The sequence below is a fragment of the Aeromonas sp. 25-AL00135 genome (assembly GCF_054052385.1).
The window spans coordinates 19,810-44,062 of the sequence record NZ_JBSTYQ010000025.1 but is presented as its reverse complement, the minus strand read 5'-3'; the positions used below and the strand labels follow the sequence as shown (position 1 = coordinate 44,062).

Sequence of the window (24,253 nt, the reverse complement as noted above, 5' to 3'; positions counted from 1 at the left end):
GCCAGCAGTAGCGTCGAGCTGAAGCTGGTGAACGGTGTGCTGCAGTTTGCCAATGGCACACCTGCGACCGGCTTTGCCTACAGCAACGGCATCATCAGCTGGACCGAGAATACCCCGGCGGATGGCAAGTCACTGACGGTAAGTGCGACCCAGACCGACAAGGCGGGCAACATCTCCCTGCCGGGCAGTGACACGGCTCTTGTTCTGGCTGCTCCCACCACCTCTGGTGGTTATGCCCAGGGTGAAGAAGATATGCCGCTTACTTTGAAATGGAGCGACTTCAAGGCTAGCGATGTCGATACCGCTGCGGACAAGTTGTCGATCAAGATCACCTCACTGCCGGCTGATGGGGTGCTGCAGTACAAGGATGCCAACGGTAACTGGCAGGCTGTGGTTGAAAATCAGGTATTTACTCAGGCAGAAATCGCCGCCGGTAAGCTGCAGTTCAAGCCTGATCCGCATGAGGCTAGCGGGTCGGCGGGCAGCGGTGTGAACACGGGGGCGGACGGCAATAAGCTGGGGGATTATGCGTCGTTCGGCTATCAGGTGAGCGACGGGGTAAACAGTAGTGGTAATGCGACCTTTGTGGTCGATATCAAGCCGGTGGTTGACGGCGTGACGCTGAAGGTTGAGCTGGTGAGTGGCGGGTTTGTGCCGGGGGCGGCTAAGATTGAGCAAATTCTGTTCGACCTGAATGGCAAGAGGCCGTCGCCATCACCGACTGGCGGAGATGATTATCTGGTTACCAATGGCAGTTGGGTTCTGGGCGGTGGCGGCAATGACACCATCAAATACGGCAGTGGCGACCACTTCCTGGCAAAAGGCGAAGCTGGCAATGACATTCTGATTGGTGGTGGCAGTGTTACTGACAACCTGGATGGCGGCGATGGGAATGACATTCTGATCGGCGGCAAGAATGCTACGTCGTCGGTCACTCTGAATGCTGGTGCTGGCAACGACACGCTGATAGCCCAAAGCCTGAAGGCCTCCACCTCTTATTATGGTGGTGATGGGCTGGATGTTGCCTATATGCTAGGTTCGATGAAGGACCTGAAGCTTGTGACGACAGGGTTGCCACAGGGTTGTGATTACCGATTGGTATATAAAGACTCTAGTGGTGCTTTGACTAACCATGATTTTTACAGCGTTGAGACCCTTTACCTGCAAGATGGCAAGTATGAGTTCAAGGATGGCAACCTGACCAAGGTAGCTGAGCTGGCGACGTTGAAAGTTGATGTCGACTTGATCGATACCGATGGCAGTGAACATTTTACCGAGCTGACCATCAAGGGATTACCTCAAGGTACGCTACTGTCAGGCGGCACTCTGCAGGCCGACGGCAGCTGGAAGGTGCCGGCCAGCATGCTGGATAAAGACGGGAAACTGTCGCTGCAGGTGGAGTTGCCTGTCGGTAGCCAGAATATCAAGGTTACCGTGGTGGCTGGTTCGCAAGAGTATGACATGAATGGTCAGCCGATAGCCGGTGAAGTGAAATATACCGAAGCGGATACCGGCTTTATGGTCAAGCCCAGCAATCCGAACGGCGATAACACTGTCGAGGGGGGGCGTGGTGATGATGTATTGCTGGGAGATATAGGTGGTATCAAGACCTCGGTTGAACCGGGCAAAAACTACAATATTGCTCTGATTGTAGATACTTCAGGCAGTATGCAGTATGGCCTGGACGGAAGATCAAATCCGCCTGCAGGCCAGGACAGGATGACCCTAACAATTGCTGCTCTGAAAGTGCTGGCCAATCAACTGGCAGGTCATGATGGCGTCGTGAACGTGACGTTGGTTGATTTCAATTGGTCTGCCAGTTCTGTCATCTCAATTAATGATCTATCCAAGAGCAATTTACAGTCGCTTATTGACAAAATTAGCTCGTTGTCTGCTGGCGGTGCGACCAACTATGAGGATGCCTTTATCAAGGCTACCCAGTGGTTTAACAGCAAGCCAGGTAGCAGCTCTGGATTGACCTTTGAGAATGTCACTTATTTCCTGACCGATGGTGATCCAACAGTTTATAACGGGAACAGTAATGCATCTGAATCAGATGCGATGCAAAAGGCCATCGATGCGTTTGCTCCTTTATCTGGGCTGAGCGAAGTCAAGGCGATCGGTATCGGTAATGGTGTGACGAAGGAGAACCTGAATTATTTTGACAACACGCAGGTGATTGGCTCAGGCAGTCAATATGGAAGCGCTCTTTTGCTGAATGATTTTTCCGGCAATGCGGGGTCTTGGAGCGCGAATAGCTGGAGCAGGGCTGGCGATAGCAGTGGGAGTGTCGTAAGGGTCAGTAGTCGGCTGGAGTTAACTGATAATGCGGGAAATGGTTCATCGGTATTTGCCAGCGAAACACTGAAGATAGCGACGGGAGTTGGCATCCGTTTCGATCTCAGCACAAGCAACAATCTCTCTTACTCGGACAGTTTCTCGGTGCAACTGCAACGCTGGGACGGTTCTACCTGGGTGAATGTCGGTGTAGCGGTGACCTCCACTGGCACCATCAACAGTGGAGCGATGGTTGCCGGTGATTATCGTTACGTATTCACAGTCACTGATGTAAAGCAAGCCGGGTGGGATGACACTGCTGCTACGCTGCGGATTGACAATCTGAGCAAGGTGACCTACCCGCCGGTTGGCCAGCCCGACATCATCACCACGGCAGATCAGCTCAAGGCTGTGCTGGTTGGCAGTTCGACCACCAATACACCTGCTGAAGTGGGGGCCGATGTCCTGCACGGTGGCGCGGGTAACGATATCCTGTTCGGGGATGCCATCAACACCGACAACTTGCCGTGGGGCACGGCTGGCAACCCAGCTAAGCCGGCAGATTGGGTTGATGGCAAGGGACTGGATGGTCTGACCCAGTTCCTGACCTTGAAAAACGGTTATGCACCCAGCTCTCTTGAGCTTTACGAGTACATCAAGGGGAATGCTAACTCATTTGATGTGGCGGGCGATACCCGAGGGGGCAACGACAAGCTGCACGGCGGTCTGGGGGACGATATCCTGTTTGGCCAGGGTGGTGACGATGAGCTCTACGGTGACGATGGCAAGGATATCCTTTATGGCGGCACCGGCAGCGACAAGCTGGATGGTGGTGCCGGGAACGATATTCTGAGCGGCGGCTTGGGCAACGATACTCTGAACGGTGGTCTGGGCAACGACATACTGACCGGTGGCGATGGAGCGGATATCTTCGTGTGGAACAAGGGGGATAACGAATCAGGTAAGTTGACGGTTGATACTGTCACGGACTTCAAACCGAGCCTGAGTGATCCGACACAGCGCGACAAGCTGGATCTGAGTGATCTGCTGGATCATGATGGGTCTAAAACGGAGTCATTGTTGAAGAATCTGTTGTCTGTGTCCGCAGATAGCCAAGGTGTGCATCTCAAGGTTAGCGATTCGGTTGGCGGCTCTGTTACCCAGGAGATTGTGTTGTCTGGTCACACTTTTGGCTCTCTGACCGGTAATAGTGGTGCAACGGCTAGCCAGGTGATCGATTTCATGTTGACCAACAACATGCTCGATATCGATAAGTAAGCCCAACTCGGGGGCAATAAAAAAGCGGCAGAGCAATCTGCCGCTTTTTTTATCTTTGCAGGGAAGCGAAGTCAGTTGCCGAGGGTGGCGAACAGGCTCTGCTCCAGGGTGCCGCGGGAGACACAGACCGGCTTGATGGACGGGGCCGGTACGCGCTCGCCTGAGGATTCAACGAAGAACAGCTCGGTGTTGCCCTTGACGTTGACCGTGGCCACGCTGCTGTTGCCGCTCTGGGTGATGATCAGGTTGATCTGCAGGTTCGGGTTGCCCAGTGCAACTTTGGAACCCATAGTTCCGCAGTCCAGCCACTCCAGCCCGTCGGCTAACTGGTTGACGTTGGCAGTCATCAGGCCGGAGCCACGCTGGCTGTTTTCGATGGTGAGGCCGTGATCGGTGAACCACTTCTCGGCGCGAGCCCACACCAGATCCACCGGGATCGCCATTTCCTGAGTGTTGTTGGTTGCCTTGGCAATTGGCGGGTTGTAGCGATACTCCTCACCGCCGTTATTGTCACCAGCACAACCAACCAGCAGCAGCGCCAATGCGCTCCCCATAATCTTTTTCATCTTGTTTCTCTCGTCCATATCACCAGGCCATTGGCCAACCGGCACCTATTATCGCCGGAGCGACAATCTCTGTCAGCAACCATCCAGCGTTCGATGTTATGGGGAGGTGATCGGGGTGCTTTACAAAATTGGTTTGCTATCATAGATTTGCTCGAAATTCCTCCATAAGCACCCCTGTGACCAACATGCTCACCCCGGATCTGCTGCAGCAGATCATCGACCAATTGCCAATGAGTATCTTCTGTCGAGATAGTCATGGGCGTTACCTGTTCGCCAATCGTGAGTTCGCCCGTGAAGCCAAGCTGGAGTCGCCTGCCGAGGTAGTCGGCAAGACAGATGCAGATATGCCATGGGGCGATCTCTTTCGCAGTGAGGATGAGCAGCTGCTTGCCGGAGGCGTGCCGATGCTGTATCAGCAGCTCCATTGCAACCGGGGTGGTGATACCTGCTGGATGGAGGTGCACAAGGTGCCTCTTTACACTCCGCAGGGGGAAGCTTGCGCAGTGTTCGGCGTGGTTAACGAGATTGCCCAGCGCAAAAGTCTTGAACAGACGGTCAAAAAGCAGCAGTTGTTGCAGCGTTTTCTGCTCGATGCCATTCCTGATCTGATCCGTTTCGATGATCACAACGGGGTATTGCTGGAGTGCAATCAGGCGTTTCTCGACTTTATCGGCCATGGGGCCGATGAGGTGCTGGGTCAGCAGCTGCCGTTCCGGTTGGCGGCGCCGCAGGGGATGGGCCACGGCGAGTGCTGTCTGCTGGATGCCAGCGGGCAGGGGCGACACATGGAGATCACCCGGGTCGATGTCCCCGATGGTGACGGCCACTCCCTCGGGATCCTGACGCTGGGGCGTGACATCACCGGCCTGCGCACCACTCAGGCGCAGTTGCAGCAGGAGCAGCACTACGACAGTCTGACCGGGCTGCTCAAACTCTCCCGGTTCTTGCAGACCAGCCGCCATCTTGGGGGACGCAGTGCCACATTGGTGCTGGTCGATCTGCACCATTTTCGTGAGATCAACGATCGCTTCGGCATCCGGATTGCCGACCGCTTGCTGAGCCAGGTGGCCAAGCGGTTGCAGCAGCTGGTACCGCCGCGTTCCCTGCTCTGTCGGGTCGCTGCCGATGACTTCAGCCTGCTGTTGCCCGACTTCAACGAGCCATTGCAGGGGTGGAGCCAGCATCTGCAGCAGCAGTTGATGGAGCACTATCAGGTGGAAGATCATCGCATCCAGATCCCGGTGTTTCTGGGGCTGGCCCAAGGGCGGGCAAGCGATGCCGAGCGGTTGCTCAGCCATGCCGAGGCTGCGCTGGCGCAGGGCAAACGGCAGCAGCAGTACTGCACCCTGTTTGATCCCGAGCTGCATGCCCGGCTCAAGCGGCGTCAGCTGATCGCCGCCCAGTTGCCACTCGCCATCAAGTCCGCCCAGCTGGTTGCCGTCTATCAGCCCATTATCTGTACCCGCACCCACCGACTGCACGGTGCCGAGCTGCTCTGTCGCTGGCCCCATCCTGAGCTTGGGATGATCTCCCCCGACGAATTCATTCCGTTGGCGGAAGAGATGGGGATCATCGGTCAGCTTGGCCAGTTAATGCTGGAGCAGGGGTGTGCTCAGCTGGCGCAGTGGCAAACTGCGCAGCCGGATATGGTGCTCTCCATCAACCTCTCGCCGCTGCAGTTCCGTGATCCGGCGCTCTGTGAGCGGGTCTCTGCCTGCATCGCTCGCCATGGTCTCAAGGCCAGTCAACTGGAGCTGGAGATCACCGAAGGGGTACTGATGGAGAATGCAGACGAGATTGAGACCAACCTCGACAACCTGATCGCCGCCGGTTTTCAGTTGGCCATCGACGACTTTGGCACCGGCTACTGTTCGCTGGCCTATCTGCCGCGGTTGCAGGTGGCGACCCTCAAGCTGGATCGCAGCTTCACTCAGGGGCTCGCCAGCAATAGCGCGACCACCGCCATTGTGCGCTCGGTCATCGGGCTGGGTCATGAGCTCGGGATCCGGATTACGGCCGAAGGGGTGGAAACACCCGAGCAGCAGTTGTGGCTGACCGAGGCGGGGTGTGATCGGCTCCAGGGCTATCTGTTCAGTCGCCCCCTGCCGCCGGCGGAGTTCGCTGCCAGCTATCTGGCGTGAGAGATCGCCAGAAACAACAAGGCCACCGCAAGGTGGCCTTGTTGTTTTACGATGGAGTCAGGATCAATCCTGGAAGTAGGTGCCCCAGCCATCGTAATCCACCCCATATTTTTCCAGGATGGGCAGCATCTTGGCGATATCGGCTACGATCGCTTCGACATTCAGCTTACACTCGATGGTGGCATCGAAGCAGAAGATGGTGGCGCCGTCATCCAGCTCCATCTCTTCGGCATCGGTCACTTCAAAACCGGCCTTGAACAGGTCAACCGCTGCTTTTTCCAGACGGTCGAAATCCTGGCAGGCGAAGTGGTGCTCGATGTCGTAATCCGCATCGGGATTGCTGCCATCGGCCAGCAGTTCGTTGACGATCTCGGTGGTCTCATCACGCCACTCTTGCATATTCAGACTCATGTTGCCTCCAGGCGGTATCATTGCGGCAAAGCATACTCGCAGAGTGGATTCGGCTCAATGCGGCGGACCCACTGAGCCTCGAATTTCCATCATATTGGCACAGCCTGCAGGGTGTTCAGAGGCCAGCAAGTACGGCAAACAGGACTGAAATGGATAATAAATGGTCGCTTCGTTCGGTTGTTGAGCGAACGCACTTTTTATCGTGCCATCATGGTTGACACTCTGCGCTGGAAAGGGTTTAATGCGCGCCGTTGCCCAGATAGCTCAGTCGGTAGAGCAGGGGATTGAAAATCCCCGTGTCGGCGGTTCGATTCCGTCTCTGGGCACCAAAATTCCTCCTTAGTTCAGTCGGTAGAACGGCGGACTGTTAATCCGTATGTCACTGGTTCAAGTCCAGTAGGAGGAGCCAAATTCGAAAAGCCCGCTCAATCGAGCGGGCTTTTTCATTTCTAGTTGCTGTTGCATGCTGCCAAAAAGAGCGTCGCGCCACAGGTGGCACTGAACAGCAGCATTCCGGTCTGCAGCATGCTGCCAGGGCATGGCTTCTTCTCTCTTTTTCTGGCCCTGATCCACTTCGGTTTCATCACATTCCCTTATCCATTTTGTCGGCCTGAATGGCTGCACTCCTGTGCAGGCGAGCCATCTTTGTTGAATGGCGCCATGGCGTCAATCTCCCCTGCAAAACAATTAATTCAGCACCGTTGAAGAGCGGCTTGTCGGGTGATGTTTCGACCTTTAAGCCATTGTTAACATTTTGGAAAACCGGAGTGACCCTGTGGCTGGGCGGGGCTATGATGGGGTCAATGATGTTCCCATCCTGACGGAGAGACCCCAGATGAACAGCCCCTTGAGCTATGTACTGGACGGCATTCATTGCGAGCCGCACTTTTTTACCGTTCCCCTCGATCATGATGAGCCGGATGGTGACAGCATTACCCTGTTTGCCCGCACCCTCTGCCGCAAAGACAAACTCGATGACAAGCTCCCCTGGCTGCTCTTTTTGCAGGGTGGTCCCGGTTTCGGCGCGCCGCGTCCGACGGCCAACAGTGGCTGGCTCAAGCGGGCGTTGCAGGAGTTCAGAGTGCTGCTGCTGGATCAGCGTGGCACCGGGATGTCGAGCCCCATCCACGGGCAGATTCTGGCCAAAATGACCCCGGCCGAGCAGGCGGAGTATCTCAGCCATTTTCGCGCCGACAGCATAGTGCAAGATGCCGAGTTCATCCGGCTGGAGCTCAGTCCCAAGCATCGCTGGAGCCTGCTGGGGCAAAGCTTTGGTGGTTTTTGCTGCTTGACCTATCTCTCGCTCTTCCCCGATAGCCTGCGGGAGGTTTATATCACCGGCGGCATCGCGCCGATTGGCCGCAGCGCCGAGGAGGTTTACCGCGCCACCTATCAGCGGGTGGCTGACAAGAACCGAGCCTTCTTCGCCCGCTTCCCCCACGCTCAGGGGATTGCCAACCGGTTGGCTAACCATCTGCACCAGCACGATGTGCGGCTGCCCAACGGCCAGCGCCTGACGGTGGAGCAGTTCCAGCAGCAAGGGCTGGATCTCGGCGCTACGGGTGCTTTCGAGGAGCTTTATTACCTGCTGGAAGAGGCCTTTATCGGCGACAAGCTGAGCCCGGCCTTTCTCTATCAGGTGCAGAGCATGCAGCCATTCAATACCAACCCGCTGTTTGCCATCCTGCACGAGGCTATCTACGCCGAAGGGGAGGCGACTCGCTGGGCGGCGGATCGGGTCAGAGGGGAGTTTCCTGCGGTGAACTGGGCGCCTGGCAAGGATTTCGCCTTCACCGGCGAGATGGTTTACCCCTGGATGTTCGAGCAGTTCCGCGAGTTGCTGCCCCTGAAAGAGGCGGCCCATCTGCTGGCCAACAAGGCGGACTGGGGGGCGCTCTATAATCCGGCCCAGCTGGCCCGCAACAAGGTGCCGGTAGCCTGCGCCGTCTATGCCGAGGATATGTATGTGGAGTTTGACTACAGCCGCGAAACCCTGCGTGGCCTTGGCAACAGTCGCGCCTGGATCACCAATGAGTATGAGCACAACGGTTTGCGTGCCGATGGTGAAGCGATTCTTGATCGTCTGATCGCCCTGAATCGGGATCGCTGAATCGTCCGGTAAGGTAGCAGACAACAGGGGCCACGGCCCCTGTTGTTTTTTATCAGTTTTTTACCTCTGGTTTGGGGGTATCAGGTTGTGACGGTGGGAGTTGTGGCAACACGATCTGCGGCTGCTCACCGGTCAGGCTCTTGAGGTAGGCAGTCATATCTTCGGCTTCCTGATCTGTGAGGCGCTGCCCCAGCTGGATATCAGCCATGATCTGGACTGCCTCTTTCAGATCCCATACTGCACCATCGTGGAAGTAGGGATAAGTCAGCTCGATATTACGCAGGGTGGGTACCTTGAACCAGCCGATGAACTGCTTCTCTCCGGTGACGGCACCGCGACCCTTAGCCGGGTTGTCCGTTTTGTAACTCTTGACCAGTCCCATCTTCTGATAAGAGTTGCCGCCGATAGCGACCCCGTTGTGGCATGCCGTGCATCCTTTGGCTTTGAACAGCTCATACCCTTTCAGCTGTTGTGCGGTCAGTGCCTTGCTATCCCCTTTCAACCAGCGGTCAAACGGGGCATTGGGGGTAACCAGGGTCTCTTCAAAAGCAGCGATGGCATCGGTGACCTCGTCAATGCCGAAGTTGTCCTTGCCATAAACGGCGCTGAAGCGGGTACGATAGCCAGGCAGGGTATGCAGAGTTTCGACCGCCAGATTGTGGGTAAATGCCATCTCCAGCGGGTTGGCGATGGGGCCCGCCGCCTGCTCTTTCAGATCCTTGGCGCGACCATCCCAGAACTGCACGAAGTTGAGGCTGGAGTTGAGTACGGTCGGTGAATTAATAGGGCCCACTTTCCATTTATGGCCGAGTGAGCTGACTTGATTATCCACCCCACCGGTCGCCAGGTTATGGCAAGAGTTACAAGAGATTGCGCCGGATTTGGAGAGTCTTGGCTCGAAAAACAGCATCTTGCCCAATTCGACTTTTTCCGGGTTTGTCACCTTGGCTGGTTCCACGGGCTGTATGGGTTCATTCGCCCAACCGGCACTGGGTAATATCAGTGCCACTAGCAAACAATATTTTCTCATTGCGTCATCTCCCTTGATGCTGTTTATGCCAGCAAGACAAGGATGACGTCAAAGCGCTGTTCATTAATTGATCAAAATCAGACTTGCTTGACTATTTACAATAAAAACAATCACATATGATTTGTTGGCAAAATGAGGGCAGGATAATTAAGAGGAGAGTATGGAATTAGCATCATGTCTGGATTATGTGCGAAGCAAAGAAAATGAACAGGCGATTAATTAGATTGCTGTCATTGAATAAAGCGATTATTCAATATGCTTTGCCATTCTGCCGTTAAATAAATACCTATCAAATGCATCATTAATAATAAACCGACAGGATGAGCAAATTGTACCCTGCGTTTCAACACCCTCTGTCGTCTTGTTCTTTGGAGCGGCGCCGGATGGTCGTGCTTTTCAATCAAGATAAGGATGTATGATGAGAAAGTCTCTGTTGACCTGCTCCCTGTTGCTGTGCCCTGTCGTGTTTGCTGCCGCCCCCCATTGGGAATATAGCGGTGAGGCGGGGCCTGCCCACTGGGCCAAGCTGACCCCTGAGTTTGGTCAGTGTGCGGGCAGCAATCAGTCGCCGGTTGACCTGAGCGGATTGGTCGAGGCCAAACTGGCCCCGCTGGTACTCCACTATCAGGCGGGTGGCAACACAGTGGTCAACAACGGTCATACCGTGCAGGTCGGTTATGCCCCGGGCAGCACCTTGCAACTCGATGGCACCACGTTTGAACTAAAGCAGTTCCACTTCCACGCCCCGAGTGAGAACCTCATCGAGGGCAAATCCTATCCGCTGGAAGGGCATTTGGTACACGTCAGTGACAAGGGAGAGATCGCCGTGGTGGCGGTGATGTTCGAGGCTGGCAAGGCCAATCCGGCACTGGCGGCAGCCTGGGGTGAACTACCGGCCAAGGTGGGGGAGGTCCACACCCTCAAGACACCGCTCTCTGCTGAGCAATTACTGCCCGAGAATCGTGACTACTATCGCTTCAGCGGCTCCCTTACGACGCCTCCCTGCTCGGAAGGAGTGCGCTGGCTGGTGATGAAGCAGCCGGTTGAGGTCAGTCAGGCCCAGATCGACGCTTTCAAGGCGGTGATGCACCACGCCAATAATCGGCCGGTGCAACCGCTCAATGGGCGCGTAGTCCTGCAATAACACAGCGTTGCAATAGCACAGTAGATAGCAAAAACAACAAGAGGGCCGTCAGGCCCTCTTTTACATAGCGAGGTATCGGCGAGCGATCAGAGGCTGGCGGCGATGCGGGCGCCGAGGGCCGCGTTGTTCAGTACCAGCTGGATGTTGGCGGCGAGCGAGTTGCCGCCAGTCAGCTCGCAGACGCGGGCCAGCAGGAAGGGGGTTGACGCCTTGCCCTTGATCCCCTGCTCGTCCGCTTCATGGAGCGCCCGGGCAATGGCTGTGTCGATGTCGGTTTTCGGCATGGCGTGTGCAGTCGGGATGGGGTTGGCCACCACGGCGCCGCCCGCCAGTCCCAGCTCCCACTTGAGGCGCAGCGCCTCGGCGATGGCCGCCGGACTCTCCAGTCGATAATCAACCTTGAAGCCGCTCTCGCGGGTGTAGAAGGCGGGCAACTCTTCGGTCTGATAGCCGATCACCGGCACTCCTTGTGTCTCCAGATATTCCAGAGTCAGCCCGATATCGAGAATTGATTTGGCACCGGCACAGACTACGGCCACCGGCGTTTGTGCCAGCTCCTGCAGATCGGCCGAGATATCGAAGGTCTCCTGCGCGCCGCGATGTACCCCGCCAATGCCACCGGTGGCAAAGACCCGGATCCCCGCCATAGCAGCGATGATCATGGTCGAGGCGACCGTGGTGGCCCCCATCCCCTTGCGCGCTAGTACGAACGGAATGTCGCGGCGGCTGCACTTGGTCACGCTGTGGCCAGCCCGGCCCAGCGCTTCCAGCGCACCCGCATCGAGACCCACCTTGAGGCGGCCATCGAGGATGGCGATGGTGGCCGGAATGGCGCCGTTATCGCGCACCACCTGCTCTACCTGACGGGCCGTCTCCACGTTCTGTGGATAGGGCATGCCGTGGGAGATGATGGTGGATTCGAGGGCGACCACCGGTTTGCCGGCGGCCAGCGCGGCAGCAACTTCCGGTTGGATATCGAGGTAAGTATTCAGCATGGGTACTCCTCCAGTATGCGGTCAACGGCGGTTTTGCAGAGACCGGAAAAAACGGTATCGGAACAATTGACGGTGAGGGCGGCACAGCCCAGGGCAAAACGGGTGGTCTGTGTGATATCGAGATCTTGCAGCCAGGCGTGGGCGAGGCCGGCCATAAAGGCATCCCCGCCACCGGTGACGTTGAGCACCGGGCTGCCCAGTATCGGCAGGTGGCCCTGCTGCTCGCCGTCGCTATAGAAGATCCCCTGCTCACCCAGACTGAGGAACAATCGCTTGACTCCGGCGCGGTGGAACCAGGCGGCTACCATGGGCCAAGAGTCTGGCCCGGCGATGGTCATGCCACACAACTGTTCGGCTTCGCTGCGATTGGGTTTGAGGGTGTGGATCTTGCCGAGCCAGGGGCGGATCTTCTCCACCTTGGCCACCGAGACGGTATCGACAAAGATGGCGTGATCCCCCTGTCGTTCGAACAGCCAGTCGAGGGTGTGGATGGCCAGATTGGTGTCGAGCACCCAGAGCTTGGCACCCCCGAGAAAGCCGCCAAGGGGGGTCAGGCGGGCAGGGGTGAGCTGCTCTATGATAGCCATGTCGTTAATGGCGCAGCTCATTTCACCGCTCCCATCGTGAATGCTGAGGTAGCAGGAGGTCGCGTGACCATCGAGCACCAGGGTCTGGCGTACATCGACGCCGGCTCGTTGACTCACCTCTAGCAGATGGTGACCATACTGGTCGTTGCCGACGGCAGTCAGCAACCGGGTATCGCTCCCTAATCGCGCCAGATTCTCGGCGATATTGCGGCCGACACCACCGGCTGAAGTGCGCACTTTGCCCGGGTTGGAGTCACCGAGCAGCAGGTTGTCGTGGCTGGTGCCGCAAATATCCATATTGGCACCGCCGATCACCACCACGTAGGGGCCCTCTCGCAGTACATAACCTCTGCCTTGCACATATCCCTGCCGGATCAGGCTGGAGATGTGGCTGGCCAGCGCAGAGCGGCTGATGCCGAGGCGATCGGCCAGCTCCTGCTGGGCAATCATGGGATCCTGACGCAGCAGGGCGAGGATCTCTTGTTCACGCTCAGTCATAGACAAACATCCATTTACAAACGTTTGTCCATTATTGCTGGGAAACGTTTGCTGGCTATCGACTTGTACAAAATTTGTCGGCTTGCGCACAAAAAATCGACATCCGTGATGGGGCGACGAATCGTTGAGCCTGGCGAGGTACTTTTAACGGGTCGTTGACTCCGCAGCGGCTTATAATGGCCGCCGTAAGATGAGGAGAGATGATGGAAAAGAGAGCATTCTGCTGCGTGGGGCTGGTCAATCCCAAATCCCCGGAAAATGTCGGTGCCGTGATGCGGGCTGCGGGTTGCTACGGGGTGGATGAGGTCTACTACACCGGCAACCGCTTCGAGCTGGCGCGCCGCTTTGCCACCGATACCAAGCAGATGGTGGAGAAGATCCCGCTGCTCGGGGTGGATGATCTGATGGCGTTTATCCCGCAGGGATGCGTGCCCGTGGTGGTCGATTTGATCGACGGCGCTACGCCGCTCCCCGACTATGTCCATCCGGAACGCGCTTTTTATATCTTCGGGCCGGAGGATGGCACGCTCGATCCCGCCCTCTATGGCGCGGTGAAAGATGTGGTCTATGTGCCGACTCAGGGCTGCATGAATCTGGCCGCCTCGGTCAATGTGATCCTCTATGACCGCTTGGCTAAGGGGTTCCGGCAACCCTGAGTTGTGGCGTGGCTACGGTGACTCAAACCACAATGGAAAGGTGTTGCTCATGGGCAGGTTGCTGGCGGTGGCCGCTGTTGACGGGGCTGCGGCATCCTTCTCTTTCCCCTATGGTGGGATCATTTTTCGCTGGCCTTGACCGCCTGCTCCTCGAGAAAGTCGCGGTAGTATTCATAGAGGTGATAATGGCGATATATCTCGGCCAGCGTGCCGCGACGGATCAGATTCACCATCTCCTGATCCCACAGCTGCAGTAGCCGGTCGCCCTGCTCGGTATCGGCAAAAATGGGGTAAGTCGGTATCCAGCGCAAAATGGTGCGGTACATATTGGCCGGGGTCTCATCGGCTGCATGGAGCACGCCAGCGGTCAGGTAATAGCGATAGCGCCCCTTGCCAATCAGCTGCAGGGCCATCTCATGGTTGTCGATCTCGTGCCATCGCATGGTGACCGGAAGATATTTATCCAGCACCCATCCTCGCCGCCAGAGTACGGTCTCTCCCTCCAGACTGCGCTCTCCCCGCCATTGTGGCTGCCACTGCTTGAGCATGAAGACGGTCACATCATCTGCGGAGGCTGGCTGACGGGGCTGTTTGACCCCCTTGATCTCGTCCAGATAGACACTCATCGCCATATCCCCCTCTTGCTTGGCTATCATGGCGACGGCGCGTTTGTAGGGCACGATATGGGGCACGATCTGGTAGCCATGGGGTTGGTAGATGGTTCGCACCAGATCGAGATAGATACCGCGGCCATCCGGTTGGCAGAAACCGGGCCAGCCATCGCAATAGACGTGAATATCGGCTGTGCGAGCGTGGGCGATCGCACACAGAGAGCAAAGCAGCAAACAACCGATGCGCAGCATGGTCAGCATTATCCTCGCAGGGGTGAGGAGAGCATTTATCACCTGATTTATACCATGCATTGATCGCGGCGGGCGGAGAAAACATCTCGCATCTCCATTTTGCGACAGGGTCGAGGGTTATTTGCGGTCGGATCGTTATGATCGAGTAAAGATTCAATAGCACCCCAATCAGTAGAGGAGACTGCATTATGCCATCGATCAAGACTCTGCTCTGTCCAGTCGATTTTTCCCAAATGTCTCGCGCGGTACTCGACTATGCCGTTTTCATGGCACAGAGCCATCAGGCCCAGCTCAAGCTGATCCACGTGGTTGATCAACTGCACGGTTTCGACAGCTACAAGATCCTGCATATGACGGCCATCGAGATCACCCACGAGATGGAGCGTCAGGCCAGAACCCAGCTCAAAGAGCTGGTGGCCACTCTGCCGATCCCGGCCACCTTTGATATTCGCTTTGGCCGCGCCGCCGATGAAATTGTCATTCAGGCCAAGGAGGATGAGGTTGAGCTGATCGTGATGGGCAGCCACGGTCGCTCCGGTATCAGCCATCTGCTGGTAGGCAGTGTCGCCGAGTCTGTGGTGCGTCATGCACCCTGTCCGGTACTGGTGGTGCGCCAATAACGCGCCACGTTTAGTGTGAAAAGCGTAACAAACAAGGCCAGCGATCGCTGGCCTTGCGTTGTCTGGTGTTGTGCCCGCTAGCCGTGAGCGTAGATGACACTCCCCCCCTTGATGGTATCTATGATGGCCCTGGCCTGCTCTTTGGGCAGGGCGGGGCAACCCCAGCTGCGGCCCAGCTTGTCATATTTGCGCAGATGGGTCGGGCTGGCATAGGCGGCGCCATGTACCACGATGGCACGCTTGCGGGCATTGCAGTTTTTACCCGGTGACAAGCCATCGAGTCGCAGCGAATAGCCATGCTTGCCCTGATAGGTTTCCGCCGTGCGATAGACGCCGAGGGAACTTTGGCGGGAGTTGAGCTGGTTGGAAAAGTGTTTTGCGGCCAGTTCACCTGAGTTGCGGCCATGACTGACCCAGGTGTGATAGAGCAGCTTGTGGCGTTTCATATCGATGACAAACAGCCTGCGCTGGGTGGATGGCTTGCTGTAATCGATGATGGTGAGAATGGGTTTGCGTTTGTGGCGCACAGTTTGATAACTGTTGAGTGCCTGACGAAAGGTCTGTTTATCCAGCTTGCCGGCCAGACCCAGTTGACGATAGAGGCTCTGATCCCAGCTGGCATCTGCCGTGCTGCTCCAGATGAGCGATATCAACAGCAGTGGCAACAACAGCCACCCGCGTTGCCAGTCTATGTTCCCGCGCGCTTGTCTCATCCGTGAATATCTCCTTGTCACTCCCTGTCAACGGCGCGGATATTGCCATCAATCCGCTCGATAGTTATATGCAAGGTGCTGAAAAGGCGCAATAAAAAAACCGGCCGCAGAGCGGCCGGAAGTAATTCAAACAGTAGACATTGGTATCACAGGGTATAACTGACTTCCAATTACTTAGAAGTTGTACTGCAGGGCAACCGCGACTACGTCATCGGTGTTCTTGCCCAGAGAGTTGGTGGACTTGCCATCTACGGAGTCCAGCAGGTTCAGCTTGTAATCAACATAGGCGTTGAAGTTCTCGGTGAAGTTGTACCAGGCACCGATAGATACGTACTCGGTGTAGGTATCATCGATACCGCGAGCGGAGTCTTTCACGTCAGTGCGCAGGTAGGCCAGAGAAGGCTTGAACTTGCCGATGGTGTACTGGGCAACGGCTTCGTAGCCATCCATCTTCTCGGCGTAGCCGTTGTTGACGAACAGGTGGTCTTCACCGTGGGAGTAGGTTGCAGCCAGGTAGAGGTCGCCAGTTGCATATTTGGCGCCGAAGCCCATCAGCTTGGCATCCTTGTCGCCACCGAAGGCGGCGTAGCGAGCTTGCTCGTCGGTCTTGCCAGCCTGGTTATAGGCAGCACCCAGGCTCAGGCCCATATCGAAATCGTAGTTGGCAGAAACTGCGAAGCCTTCAGCAGAACCTTTGCTATTCCAGCTTTCGCCGTTGTAGGTGTTGCCGTTGAAAGATTCAGTGATTGCACTGCGACCGGCGTTTTGCGGATCATTGTTACCGGTGAACTGGGCACCCAGAGTCAGACCCTGGTAGTTATAGATGTACTGGGCCAGACCGTTGGTACGGCCGGTACCGAATACTTCAGTATCTTTGCCCAGGCCGTCACCGCCCCACTCAGGCAGGACGTCGGTATAGTTGTTGACGGCCTTGGTGAACAGGCCATCCTGACGACCATAGCTGAATGCGCCGAAACGGTCGTGCTTGATGCCGGCATAGGCATAACGCAGCTCGTCGTTGTCAGAACCGGAAGTCGGCAGGTTGTACTCGGCAAAGCCGAACGCCTTCATCTCGGGAGCAATCTTGGTCTCGCCAGCAACGTGCAGACGGAAGTAGCTCTGGTCACCTTCGGAACCGTTGTCGTCAGTACCGTAGTAAGCACCTTGTGCACGGCCGCCGATTTCCAGCTTGGTATCGTTCTGGTTGTAAACGGTAGCAGCATGGGCGCCGCTCGCCAGCAGCAGGCTGGAGATGGCAATAGTCAGTGCAGACTTCTTCATATGCGTTATTCCTCTGATGTAAACACTTCCGAACTTGTTGTCGGTTCTGTGAAATCGGAAATAGTCCGATAGCCACACGGTAGGCGTCCCAACCTTGACTGGGGCTGAATCCATCGTTGTTTAATTGAGGTGACGAGGTCGTTATCAAGACTGGGTGTGACGGTTTTTGACAAGATAAAAAGAGATTAAATTCAATGAATTATTTTCTAGTGACTTTTTTGACATCAAGGCTGTTCTGAGCAACAAGGTCGATGGCTCAAGTTGTGAGCTAGATCACGCAGGGGAGCATGGGGCGGGGCGGGAAAAACGGGGTGGGAGCCTTGCAAGGCTCCCCCCAGTGATCAGATGGGCTTTTGCCACAGGGTCAGCAGCAGATCCTGTTCCAGTTCATTCGGGCCCTGTTGAGCGAAAGCGTGACGCTGCTCACCGGTCGCCCGCCAGCCTAGACGGCTGGTCTCCAGAATAAAGCTGCGCATGGCCTGATCCATGGTGAGGCTGAACTGGCAGCGCTGTTGAGTCACCGGATTGAGGCCGCCGAGGGTTGGCCAGCTGAGGGGGTGTTCCATGCTCACCGGGTTGAGGCTGACCCGCAGTTGCCACTGATGGCGCGGGCCGGGCTGCAGATAGAGCAGATAGCCACCGGGCGCCAGCCAGCTGACCAGCTGCTCTGTCTTGACCTTGAGATCGTTGACCAGCAGCACCTGAGCAGAGCCCGGTTGCAGCGGTGCACGGGCGGGATCGGCAATGACAAACTGGCCGTCCGGCTGCGCTTTTTTGGCGGCAAAGATGGTGTTCTTGGCGATATCAACCCCAGCAAACTGCCAGCCGGGCAGGCGCTCTGCCAGCGCGCGGCAGTAGTAGCCTTCACCACATCCCAGATGAACCAGCTCTTGCGGGGCCAGCGGAGCGAGCAGGGCGGCCATGGCCTCAACCAGCGGCAGTTGGTGGCCGGCTTCCAGGAAATGGTGCTTGGCGCGCATCAGGGCACGGCTGTCGCTGTCTTTGGGGTTTTTCTTGCCGGGGATGAGATCCAGATAACCTTCCGGTGCCGGATCGAAGTGATGCTTGTTGTCGCAATAGCGTCCCTGGGAGGCTTCATGAAGATGGAGCGGACTGCGGCAGCGGGGACATTGAAGGTGCATAGTAACTCTCTGGGCGAATGCCGGAACAGTGAAGGGCGTTCGGGATTATAGGGGAGAGGATCAAAAAAGGCTGCCGTAGCAGCCTTTTTTATCCCAAGGCCTCAGTCAGGCCTGCGGACGGGTCATCAGCGAGTGCCAAATACCACAATGGTCTTGCCGTGAGCAGAGATGAGCTCCTGCTCTTCCAGCATCTTCAGGATGCGGCCCACAGTTTCACGAGAGCAGCCGACGATCTGGCCGATCTCCTGACGGGTGATCTTGATCTGCATGCCATCCGGGTGGGTCATGGCATCCGGCTGTTTGGCCAGGTTGAGCAGGGTCTGGGCGATCCGGCCGGTCACATCCAGGAAGGCGAGGTTACCCACTTTCTGGCTGGTGTGTTGCAGGCGCTTGGCCATCTGGCCAGAGAGACGCATCAGAATGTCCGGGTTGACCTGGATCAGCTGGCGGAACTTCTTGTAGGAGATCTCTGCCACTTCGCAAGAGCCTTTCGCGCGAACCCAGGCGGAGCGCTCGGGGTTCTCGTTCTCCTCGAACATCCCCATCTCGCCCAGGAAGTCCCCCTGATTCAGATAGGAGAGGATCATCTCTTTGCCCTCATCGTCCTTGATCAAGACGGCCACAGTGCCCTTGACGATGTAGTAGAGGGTCTCCGCTTTTTCACCCGCATGGATCAGGGTGCTCTTGGCGGGATACTTATGAATGTGGCAGTGCGACAAGAACCATTCCAGGGTGGGATCGCTTTGCGGTTTGCCAATGACCATGAGAATTCCTCTGTAGTGTCTTTTTATGGACTTGTGCGTCCGGGCAAGCTGCCAATCTTGCCATTCCTTGTATTGGTCGCAGTAGGATAAGAGCCTTTGCCTGTGCTGACAAGGCTTTGCGGGCTTTTGACAGAGCCCTTTGAGTAATGCCTGCTGCGCCGCTTCGGCCATTCTAGGGAAGATAGAGGTCGGAGATGTTGATTTTGATCTATTTCCATCCCAACTCCCCCTGTTCGGCAGAGATAAGCGACTGGGTTATGCTAGGGATCCATCATCATGATTAACAGGAGAGAGTGCGAGATGAAAGCCAAGGTCAGCTGGGTGGAAGGGATGAAGTTTGTGGGTGAGAGTGAATCTGGTCACAAGGTGATCCTGGATGGTGCCAACCCCGGTGAGGGGGCCAGCCCGATGGAGATGATCCTGCTGGCGGTCGGTGGTTGCAGCTCCATTGATGTGGTCTCCATCCTCGAAAAAGCGCGCCAGTCGGTGACCGCATGCCACGTCGATGTCAGTGGCGAACGGGTCGATAGCGTGCCCCGGGTTTTCGAGAAGATTAATCTGCACTTCGTGGTGACAGGCAAGGGATTGGCAGAGAAACAGGTGGCCAGAGCGGTCGATCTGTCGATGGAAAAATATTGTTCTGTTTCCCTGATGTTGGAAAAAGCGGTACAAATTACCCATAGTTATCAAATTGTTGAAGCTTGATAACGATAGTTTCGTTGGTACCCTGGCATAAGGCCGTTACGTAAGGCCACTGCACAAGGCCATGACATAAAGCCATTACATAAGGAAAGTGCAATGAAAAAATTGATCGCTCTGCTTCCCCTTTTGGGCCTGGCGGCGTGCAGCAGCCCGCAACCTACCCAGTATCAATACAGCCAATACCAGTGTGGCGAAGAGATGCTGGCCGTTACCTATGATGCCCAGGCCGATATGGTGCAGTTCCCCTATGCCGGGGTTTATCACAAGCTGGCGCGTGTTGAGTCTGAATCTGGCGCCAAATATTCCGACAGCGTCACCACTTTCTGGAATCAGGACAAGCAAGCCCTCCTCACTCAGAAAGGAGTCACGCTGCTGACCTGTACGCTTAAATAAGTGACCACAGATAGTTGAAGGTGTGCAGCTTTGTGCCCGGGTCTGGCCTAGGCCGGATTGGGTCAAGAGGTTGAGACCACAAAAAACGGCTTGCCGGGAAGCAAGCCGTTTTTCTATCCATCCGTTATCACTAAACAAGCGCTAGTTGGTGGGGACGCGATTGAGCAGCTCGGCCGCGAGCTGCTGGCTGAGTGCCTGACGCTGGCTATCTGCAATGCTTACATCGCTGGTCAGCTGGATGATGCTGCTCCAGACCGCTTTCTGGGTTTTGCGATCGAGCAGCACGATGGCCAGCGACCCTTTGCGCTGGTTGGCCGAGGCATATACCCCGGGCGTCATGCCAAGACGGGCGAAAATCTCGCCGTCACTCATATCCTTGCCGCCCGCGACGCCGATGGCGACCCACAGATCCGCCTCGTCGAGCGGTGCACTCTGCCACCCCTTGCCATTGAGCTCCCGGCTTACCGCCTGCTGCATCGGCTCCAGCCACCCTTCCGCCAACTCACCGGCAAATTGATACTGTTCGGCCAGGGCGTAGCGCGGGGTTGCACCATAGGTCCAGTTGCCCATCGGGCGAACCAGCATGGTGCCGGACTCCAGCGTGGGGGCCGCCGGCCCGCTGCTGCAACCGCCAAGCAGGGCGAGCAGTGCCACAGAGAGATAAGCAAGCCGCATCGTGAACTCCTTTGAATCAGGTTATTTTGCCGGTTTCAATCAATTGCTGGATGAGCGGGCGCAGGATCAGCTCCATCGCAAAGCCCATCTTGCCACCCGGCACCACGATGGTGTTCATCCGCGACATGAATGAGCCATCGATCATCGACAGCAGGTAGGGGAAATCTACCTGCTTGATACCGCGAAACCGGATCACCAGCATACTCTCGTCCAGACTCGGGATCACCTTGGCGCTGAAGGGGTTGGAGGTATCCACCGTCGGTACTCGCTGGAAGTTGATATGGGTGCGCGAGAACTGCGGGGTGATGAAGTTGATGTAGTCATCCATGGAGCGAACGATGGAGTCGGTCACTGCCTCGCGGGAATGCCCTCGCTCCGAGGTATCGCGGATCAGCTTCTGGATCCACTCCAGGTTGACGATGGGCACTACGCCTATCAGAAAATCCACGTGGCGCGCCACATTGTGATCCTCGGTGACCACACCGCCGTGCAGCCCTTCATAAAACAGCAGATCGGTATTGCTGGGCAGATGCTGCCAGGGGGTGAAGGTACCGGGCATCTGGTTGAAGGGTACCGCCTCGTCAAAGCTGTGCAGGTAGCGGCGATACTGGCCATTGCCATCCTGCCCATAGCCCTGAAAAAAGCTCTCCAGCAGCCCGAAGTCATTGGCCTCAGGGCCAAAATAGCTGATGTGGCGCCCCTGTTCGCGCGCCTTGCGGATCGCTACATCCATTTCCGGTCGGGTGTAGCGGTGAAAACTGTCACCTTCCACCACAGCTGCGGTATATCCCAGTTGATGGAACATGGAGCGAAAGGCGTTGGTGGAGGTGGAGGTGCCGGCACCGGACGAACCGGTAACGGCAATAATGGGGTGCTTGGCCGACATGGGATTCTCTCTTCCTTGGGAATTCCGTTATAAGGTCCGGATTGCGGTTGGGTCAAGACTGCTCGATGAAGCGGTCTTTCATCACGATATTCACCGATTCGTGCAGCTCGCTATAGACGATGACAGCTTTGCCTTGCTGTAATTGTTCTCTCACTGCATCGACTTTGACGCCAAGCGGTACATCCTGCTCTCCATATTCTGTTCCCTCCTGCAACACAAAGTGTTCGATCAGGTTGGTCAGGGTGTCGCCGTCCAGTTCTTGCCAGGGAATGATCATTTAAAGGTCTCACAGCAAAAGAGGTGATCGTCAGGCTATTGTTGTGTTGAATCCCGCGAATGCAATCACTTTTTACCTTTTCACCGGAGTCTGAGAGATGTTGTCTGAAGCGCAGCGCAGTGCGCCGTTAACCCTGACTGAGCATCTGGACAGCGCACGTCGAGAGGCGATTGCCCGAGGCATGGTGTGGTTCTGGTTGTTGAACTGGCTGGTGGTGTTGTTTCTTTCGATACGCTACGAGGTTTACAGCCAGGTCGGGCTCGCCAGTGATGACAGCTTGCCCTGGCGCTTTCAGAGTGAGCTGGCGCTGGTCATGGTGGTGCTATTGCTGCTACCTGTTGTCAGCCTGTTTTGTGACCATCTGCAGGATCGCCTCTGGTTACGGATGGCTGCACTGGTGACGGTGCTATGGGGCGGACTCTGGACGCTGCATATCTATACGATTGGTCAGGTGGAGTTGCGGGGAGGGGTCAGCTATGCCAACGGGATCATGCGGCTCAACCTGTTGGCCGCGCTCATCGCGTTTTATCCCGATCGCAAGGTTTTTTATGGCTATCTCTTGGGCCCGATGACGGTGGGTGTGGGGTTGGAGCTCTTTTTACGCGTCGATTTTCCCCAGATCTACCTGCTTGGCGTGTTGTTTGGCGTGATTGCGCTGGAGGTTGGCCGCCGCATGCTGCACCGCTGGTTTGAGCTTGCGATCATGCGAGAGCATGAAAATCTGACGCTGCTGCGCCAACTTGATCAGCTCGCCAAGCAAGATCCTCTGACCGGTGTCGCCAACCGGCGGCATTTCAATATTGAGCTGGAGCGCGCGCTGGCCCATAGCCAGGAGAGCGGCGCTCCGCTATCGCTCATTCTGATCGATGTGGACTATTTCAAGCGCTTCAACGATTACTACGGCCATCAGGTGGGGGATATGTGTCTCAACGAGGTGGCACAAGCGCTCAACCGTGCGGTACGCACGCCATCTGATCTGGTGGCCCGCTATGGTGGGGAAGAGTTTGTGCTGCTGCTGCCCAATACCGACCGTCAGGCGGCGGCCAGCGTGGCGCAGCGGTTGCAAGATGGCTTGGCCAGCCTGCAGCTGGAGCATCTGGCGTCCGATGTTGTCCCCTGGGTGACGGTGAGTCAGGGGATTGCCAGCACAGTGTCCGGTGAAGGGGCTAGCCAGTTGCTGGAGCGGGCCGATCAGGCGCTCTATCGGGCCAAGGAGTTGGGACGCAATCAGTTCTGTGTTGCAGAGTGACTCTGTTCGGCAATCCAGCGGCTGATCCGCTCATCCAGCCAAAACCGTGGCCGCCAGGGCGTGCCGTGCAGAAAGCCAACATGGCCGCCGCGCTGGCTCAGCTCATAGCGCACCGCGGGCGAGAGTTGCTCCGGCCGTGGAATGACTGCGTGTGACATAAAAGGGTCGTCGGCGGCGTGGATGACCAGGGTCGGGATCGGGATCTGGCGCAGCAGGGGAAGGCCGGAGCAGCTCTGGTAGTAGTGGGTTGCACTGTGAAAGCCGTGCAGTGGCGCGGTGACCAGCTCGTCAAAATCACGCAGGGTGGCAATCTGCTCCACTTGCCGGGGTTGCCAGCGTTCACTCGCTTTCTGCTGCTGGCTGATTTTGTTGAGCAGATTGCGGCGCATGGTACGCAGCAGATAGTTCTGGTAGACCTTCGAGAAGCCCTGATTGACCCGCTCGGCGCAGCTCGCCAGTTGCAGCGGGGCCGAGACCACCACCGCCGCTTTCAATGCCGCAGGACAGGCCCGTGCCAGCAGATTGACCAGCATATTGCCACCCAGTGAAAAGCCGATGGCGATCAGCGGTTTGCCCGGGAAGCGCTGGCTCAGCTCGGCAATCAGCTCCTGCGCATCACCGATGGCGCCGGAGTGATAGGCTTGCAGGTGGCGATTGGGCTCGCCACTGCAACCGCGAAAGTGCATCAGCACAGCCTCTCTGCCTTCTTGCTGCAGGTGGGCGAACAATCCCTTGGCATAGTGGGAGTGAATGCTCCCCTCCAGCCCGTGAAACACCACTACCAGCGGCCGTTCATCAAGGCTGACTTCCCCGCTCCAGGCGAGGTCGACAAAGTCCCCGTCCTGCAGTTCAAAACGCTCCGCCACAAAACGGGCAGGGGGGCGGCGCAGCCATTTGGGCAATATGGTCTGCAGATGAGGATTGCGGGCCCACCAGGGGGCGTGGAAGTGGCTCTCGGTCAGCATGGGGTCAGCCGGTCAGTGTCGAAGATAAGG

At 56.8% G+C, this 24,253-nt stretch carries 23 protein-coding genes and 2 tRNA genes; 11 read left to right on the top strand and 14 right to left on the bottom strand.

All coding sequences use genetic code 11. The features are described from left to right. Positions 1-36: 36 nt before the first annotated feature. Positions 37-3,555 carry a VWA domain-containing protein gene (locus tag ACW5XC_RS19070; RefSeq protein WP_456516103.1) on the top strand — a complete coding sequence of 1,173 codons (3,519 nt, stop codon included), beginning with the start codon at positions 37-39 and terminating at the stop codon, positions 3,553-3,555. Positions 3,556-3,626: 71 nt separating this feature from the next. On the opposite strand, the gene ACW5XC_RS19065 is transcribed toward ACW5XC_RS19070, so the two are convergent. Further along, positions 3,627-4,121, bottom strand: coding sequence for a hypothetical protein (locus tag ACW5XC_RS19065; RefSeq protein WP_042053930.1), 495 nt, complete (start codon positions 4,119-4,121; stop codon positions 3,627-3,629). A gap of 185 nt (positions 4,122-4,306) precedes the next feature. On the opposite strand from ACW5XC_RS19065, the gene ACW5XC_RS19060 reads away from it, so the two are divergent. Then, positions 4,307-6,262 carry a sensor domain-containing protein gene (locus tag ACW5XC_RS19060; RefSeq protein WP_042053952.1) on the top strand — a complete coding sequence of 652 codons (1,956 nt, stop codon included), beginning with the start codon at positions 4,307-4,309 and terminating at the stop codon, positions 6,260-6,262. Between the two features lie 63 nt (positions 6,263-6,325). Here the strand turns inward: ACW5XC_RS19060 and rraB are convergent, their stop codons facing one another. Next, positions 6,326-6,661, bottom strand: a complete 336-nt coding sequence (gene rraB / locus ACW5XC_RS19055) for a ribonuclease E inhibitor RraB (RefSeq protein ID WP_026034893.1) — start codon at positions 6,659-6,661, stop codon at positions 6,326-6,328. Between the two features lie 265 nt (positions 6,662-6,926). Here rraB and ACW5XC_RS19050 point away from each other — a divergent pair. The 3 genes from ACW5XC_RS19050 to ACW5XC_RS19040 all read left to right on the top strand — a co-directional run bounded on the left by ACW5XC_RS19050 (position 6,927) and on the right by ACW5XC_RS19040 (position 8,783). Then, positions 6,927-7,002 (top strand) — tRNA-Phe (locus ACW5XC_RS19050). A 4-nt stretch (positions 7,003-7,006) separates the two neighbouring features. Further along, positions 7,007-7,082 (top strand) — tRNA-Asn (locus tag ACW5XC_RS19045). Between the two features lie 426 nt (positions 7,083-7,508). Beyond that, positions 7,509-8,783, top strand: coding sequence for an alpha/beta fold hydrolase (locus ACW5XC_RS19040; RefSeq protein ID WP_042053934.1), 1,275 nt, complete (start codon positions 7,509-7,511; stop codon positions 8,781-8,783). Between the two features lie 52 nt (positions 8,784-8,835). Here the strand turns inward: ACW5XC_RS19040 and ACW5XC_RS19035 are convergent, their stop codons facing one another. After that, positions 8,836-9,813 (bottom strand): cytochrome-c peroxidase, encoded by a 978-nt coding sequence (locus ACW5XC_RS19035; RefSeq protein WP_042053936.1) that lies wholly within the window; start codon positions 9,811-9,813, stop codon positions 8,836-8,838. A gap of 418 nt (positions 9,814-10,231) precedes the next feature. On the opposite strand from ACW5XC_RS19035, the gene ACW5XC_RS19030 reads away from it, so the two are divergent. Beyond that, positions 10,232-10,957, top strand: a complete 726-nt coding sequence (locus ACW5XC_RS19030) for a carbonic anhydrase (RefSeq protein ID WP_042053937.1) — start codon at positions 10,232-10,234, stop codon at positions 10,955-10,957. 86 nt (positions 10,958-11,043) lie between these two features. Here ACW5XC_RS19030 and ACW5XC_RS19025 read toward each other — a convergent pair whose 3' ends face one another. Both ACW5XC_RS19025 and ACW5XC_RS19020 read right to left on the bottom strand, forming a co-directional pair. Continuing rightward, complete coding sequence (locus tag ACW5XC_RS19025; RefSeq protein ID WP_042053938.1) at positions 11,044-11,952, bottom strand: pseudouridine-5'-phosphate glycosidase; 909 nt, start codon at positions 11,950-11,952, stop codon at positions 11,044-11,046. Then, a complete protein-coding gene (locus ACW5XC_RS19020; protein WP_042053940.1) occupies positions 11,946-13,037 on the bottom strand; it encodes a PfkB family carbohydrate kinase in 1,092 nt (363 codons plus the stop codon). Before ACW5XC_RS19020 ends, ACW5XC_RS19025 begins: the two co-directional genes overlap by 7 nt. A gap of 203 nt (positions 13,038-13,240) precedes the next feature. On the opposite strand from ACW5XC_RS19020, the gene ACW5XC_RS19015 reads away from it, so the two are divergent. After that, complete coding sequence (locus ACW5XC_RS19015; protein WP_042053941.1) at positions 13,241-13,693, top strand: RNA methyltransferase; 453 nt, start codon at positions 13,241-13,243, stop codon at positions 13,691-13,693. A gap of 119 nt (positions 13,694-13,812) precedes the next feature. Here the strand turns inward: ACW5XC_RS19015 and ACW5XC_RS19010 are convergent, their stop codons facing one another. Next, positions 13,813-14,556: a hypothetical protein gene (locus ACW5XC_RS19010; protein WP_042053953.1), complete on the bottom strand. Its 744-nt coding sequence runs from the start codon at positions 14,554-14,556 to the stop codon at positions 13,813-13,815. 188 nt (positions 14,557-14,744) lie between these two features. On the opposite strand from ACW5XC_RS19010, the gene ACW5XC_RS19005 reads away from it, so the two are divergent. Continuing rightward, entirely contained in the window at positions 14,745-15,176 is a 432-nt protein-coding gene (locus tag ACW5XC_RS19005) for a universal stress protein (RefSeq protein ID WP_005335309.1), read from the top strand. A gap of 77 nt (positions 15,177-15,253) precedes the next feature. Here ACW5XC_RS19005 and ACW5XC_RS19000 read toward each other — a convergent pair whose 3' ends face one another. The 4 genes from ACW5XC_RS19000 to crp form a co-directional block, all read right to left on the bottom strand. Further along, positions 15,254-15,889, bottom strand: a complete 636-nt coding sequence (locus tag ACW5XC_RS19000; protein ID WP_042053943.1) for a murein L,D-transpeptidase catalytic domain family protein — start codon at positions 15,887-15,889, stop codon at positions 15,254-15,256. A gap of 174 nt (positions 15,890-16,063) precedes the next feature. Further along, positions 16,064-17,170: a porin gene (locus ACW5XC_RS18995; RefSeq protein WP_042053944.1), complete on the bottom strand. Its 1,107-nt coding sequence runs from the start codon at positions 17,168-17,170 to the stop codon at positions 16,064-16,066. A 341-nt stretch (positions 17,171-17,511) separates the two neighbouring features. Then, entirely contained in the window at positions 17,512-18,312 is an 801-nt protein-coding gene (locus tag ACW5XC_RS18990) for a putative RNA methyltransferase (protein WP_042052799.1), read from the bottom strand. A gap of 125 nt (positions 18,313-18,437) precedes the next feature. After that, positions 18,438-19,076, bottom strand: coding sequence for a cAMP-activated global transcriptional regulator CRP (gene crp / locus ACW5XC_RS18985; RefSeq protein ID WP_005335304.1), 639 nt, complete (start codon positions 19,074-19,076; stop codon positions 18,438-18,440). A 300-nt stretch (positions 19,077-19,376) separates the two neighbouring features. Here crp and ACW5XC_RS18980 point away from each other — a divergent pair, with 300 nt between their 5' ends. Beyond that, positions 19,377-19,781: an OsmC family protein gene (locus ACW5XC_RS18980; protein ID WP_005362569.1), complete on the top strand. Its 405-nt coding sequence runs from the start codon at positions 19,377-19,379 to the stop codon at positions 19,779-19,781. Positions 19,782-19,874: 93 nt separating this feature from the next. Then, entirely contained in the window at positions 19,875-20,171 is a 297-nt protein-coding gene (locus ACW5XC_RS18975; protein WP_040067985.1) for an MliC family protein, read from the top strand. A gap of 141 nt (positions 20,172-20,312) precedes the next feature. Here the strand turns inward: ACW5XC_RS18975 and ACW5XC_RS18970 are convergent, their stop codons facing one another. From ACW5XC_RS18970 to ACW5XC_RS18960, 3 genes are read right to left on the bottom strand one after another with little or no spacing between them, the layout of a single operon-like run. Further along, positions 20,313-20,846 (bottom strand): DUF4136 domain-containing protein, encoded by a 534-nt coding sequence (locus ACW5XC_RS18970; RefSeq protein ID WP_005335300.1) that lies wholly within the window; start codon positions 20,844-20,846, stop codon positions 20,313-20,315. Positions 20,847-20,862: 16 nt separating this feature from the next. Then, positions 20,863-21,732: a phosphoribulokinase gene (locus ACW5XC_RS18965; RefSeq protein WP_005335299.1), complete on the bottom strand. Its 870-nt coding sequence runs from the start codon at positions 21,730-21,732 to the stop codon at positions 20,863-20,865. 52 nt (positions 21,733-21,784) lie between these two features. After that, a complete protein-coding gene (locus ACW5XC_RS18960) occupies positions 21,785-22,009 on the bottom strand; it encodes a YheU family protein (RefSeq protein WP_005335298.1) in 225 nt (74 codons plus the stop codon). A gap of 97 nt (positions 22,010-22,106) precedes the next feature. Between ACW5XC_RS18960 and ACW5XC_RS18955 the strand changes: the two genes are divergently transcribed. Beyond that, positions 22,107-23,258, top strand: coding sequence for a GGDEF domain-containing protein (locus ACW5XC_RS18955; RefSeq protein WP_042052796.1), 1,152 nt, complete (start codon positions 22,107-22,109; stop codon positions 23,256-23,258). Here the strand turns inward: ACW5XC_RS18955 and ACW5XC_RS18950 are convergent. After that, a complete protein-coding gene (locus ACW5XC_RS18950) occupies positions 23,237-24,223 on the bottom strand; it encodes a hydrolase (protein WP_042052794.1) in 987 nt (328 codons plus the stop codon). The genes ACW5XC_RS18955 and ACW5XC_RS18950 overlap by 22 nt on opposite strands. Between the last annotated feature and the right edge of the window lie 30 nt (positions 24,224-24,253).

What these genes read in the sequence shown, in the direction of transcription:
- ACW5XC_RS19025 (WP_042053938.1), bottom strand. Translation starts at nt 11,952, where the DNA reads ATGCTGAATACTTACCTCGATATCCAACCGGAAGTTGCTGCCGCGCTG.
- ACW5XC_RS19065 (WP_042053930.1), bottom strand. Translation starts at nt 4,121, where the DNA reads ATGAAAAAGATTATGGGGAGCGCATTGGCGCTGCTGCTGGTTGGTTGT.
- ACW5XC_RS19060 (WP_042053952.1), top strand. Translation starts at nt 4,307, where the DNA reads ATGCTCACCCCGGATCTGCTGCAGCAGATCATCGACCAATTGCCAATG.
- ACW5XC_RS18990 (WP_042052799.1), bottom strand. Translation starts at nt 18,312, where the DNA reads ATGCACCTTCAATGTCCCCGCTGCCGCAGTCCGCTCCATCTTCATGAA.
- rraB (WP_026034893.1), bottom strand. Translation starts at nt 6,661, where the DNA reads ATGCAAGAGTGGCGTGATGAGACCACCGAGATCGTCAACGAACTGCTG.
- ACW5XC_RS18970 (WP_005335300.1), bottom strand. Translation starts at nt 20,846, where the DNA reads ATGCGGCTTGCTTATCTCTCTGTGGCACTGCTCGCCCTGCTTGGCGGT.
- ACW5XC_RS19010 (WP_042053953.1), bottom strand. Translation starts at nt 14,556, where the DNA reads ATGCTGCGCATCGGTTGTTTGCTGCTTTGCTCTCTGTGTGCGATCGCC.
- ACW5XC_RS19020 (WP_042053940.1), bottom strand. Translation starts at nt 13,037, where the DNA reads ATGACTGAGCGTGAACAAGAGATCCTCGCCCTGCTGCGTCAGGATCCC.
- ACW5XC_RS18980 (WP_005362569.1), top strand. Translation starts at nt 19,377, where the DNA reads ATGAAAGCCAAGGTCAGCTGGGTGGAAGGGATGAAGTTTGTGGGTGAG.
- ACW5XC_RS18960 (WP_005335298.1), bottom strand. Translation starts at nt 22,009, where the DNA reads ATGATCATTCCCTGGCAAGAACTGGACGGCGACACCCTGACCAACCTG.
- ACW5XC_RS18965 (WP_005335299.1), bottom strand. Translation starts at nt 21,732, where the DNA reads ATGTCGGCCAAGCACCCCATTATTGCCGTTACCGGTTCGTCCGGTGCC.
- ACW5XC_RS19005 (WP_005335309.1), top strand. Translation starts at nt 14,745, where the DNA reads ATGCCATCGATCAAGACTCTGCTCTGTCCAGTCGATTTTTCCCAAATG.
- ACW5XC_RS19035 (WP_042053936.1), bottom strand. Translation starts at nt 9,813, where the DNA reads ATGAGAAAATATTGTTTGCTAGTGGCACTGATATTACCCAGTGCCGGT.
- ACW5XC_RS19040 (WP_042053934.1), top strand. Translation starts at nt 7,509, where the DNA reads ATGAACAGCCCCTTGAGCTATGTACTGGACGGCATTCATTGCGAGCCG.
- crp (WP_005335304.1), bottom strand. Translation starts at nt 19,076, where the DNA reads ATGGTCATTGGCAAACCGCAAAGCGATCCCACCCTGGAATGGTTCTTG.
- ACW5XC_RS18975 (WP_040067985.1), top strand. Translation starts at nt 19,875, where the DNA reads ATGAAAAAATTGATCGCTCTGCTTCCCCTTTTGGGCCTGGCGGCGTGC.
- ACW5XC_RS19015 (WP_042053941.1), top strand. Translation starts at nt 13,241, where the DNA reads ATGGAAAAGAGAGCATTCTGCTGCGTGGGGCTGGTCAATCCCAAATCC.
- ACW5XC_RS18955 (WP_042052796.1), top strand. Translation starts at nt 22,107, where the DNA reads ATGTTGTCTGAAGCGCAGCGCAGTGCGCCGTTAACCCTGACTGAGCAT.
- ACW5XC_RS18995 (WP_042053944.1), bottom strand. Translation starts at nt 17,170, where the DNA reads ATGAAGAAGTCTGCACTGACTATTGCCATCTCCAGCCTGCTGCTGGCG.
- ACW5XC_RS19030 (WP_042053937.1), top strand. Translation starts at nt 10,232, where the DNA reads ATGAGAAAGTCTCTGTTGACCTGCTCCCTGTTGCTGTGCCCTGTCGTG.
- ACW5XC_RS18950 (WP_042052794.1), bottom strand. Translation starts at nt 24,223, where the DNA reads ATGCTGACCGAGAGCCACTTCCACGCCCCCTGGTGGGCCCGCAATCCT.
- ACW5XC_RS19000 (WP_042053943.1), bottom strand. Translation starts at nt 15,889, where the DNA reads ATGAGACAAGCGCGCGGGAACATAGACTGGCAACGCGGGTGGCTGTTG.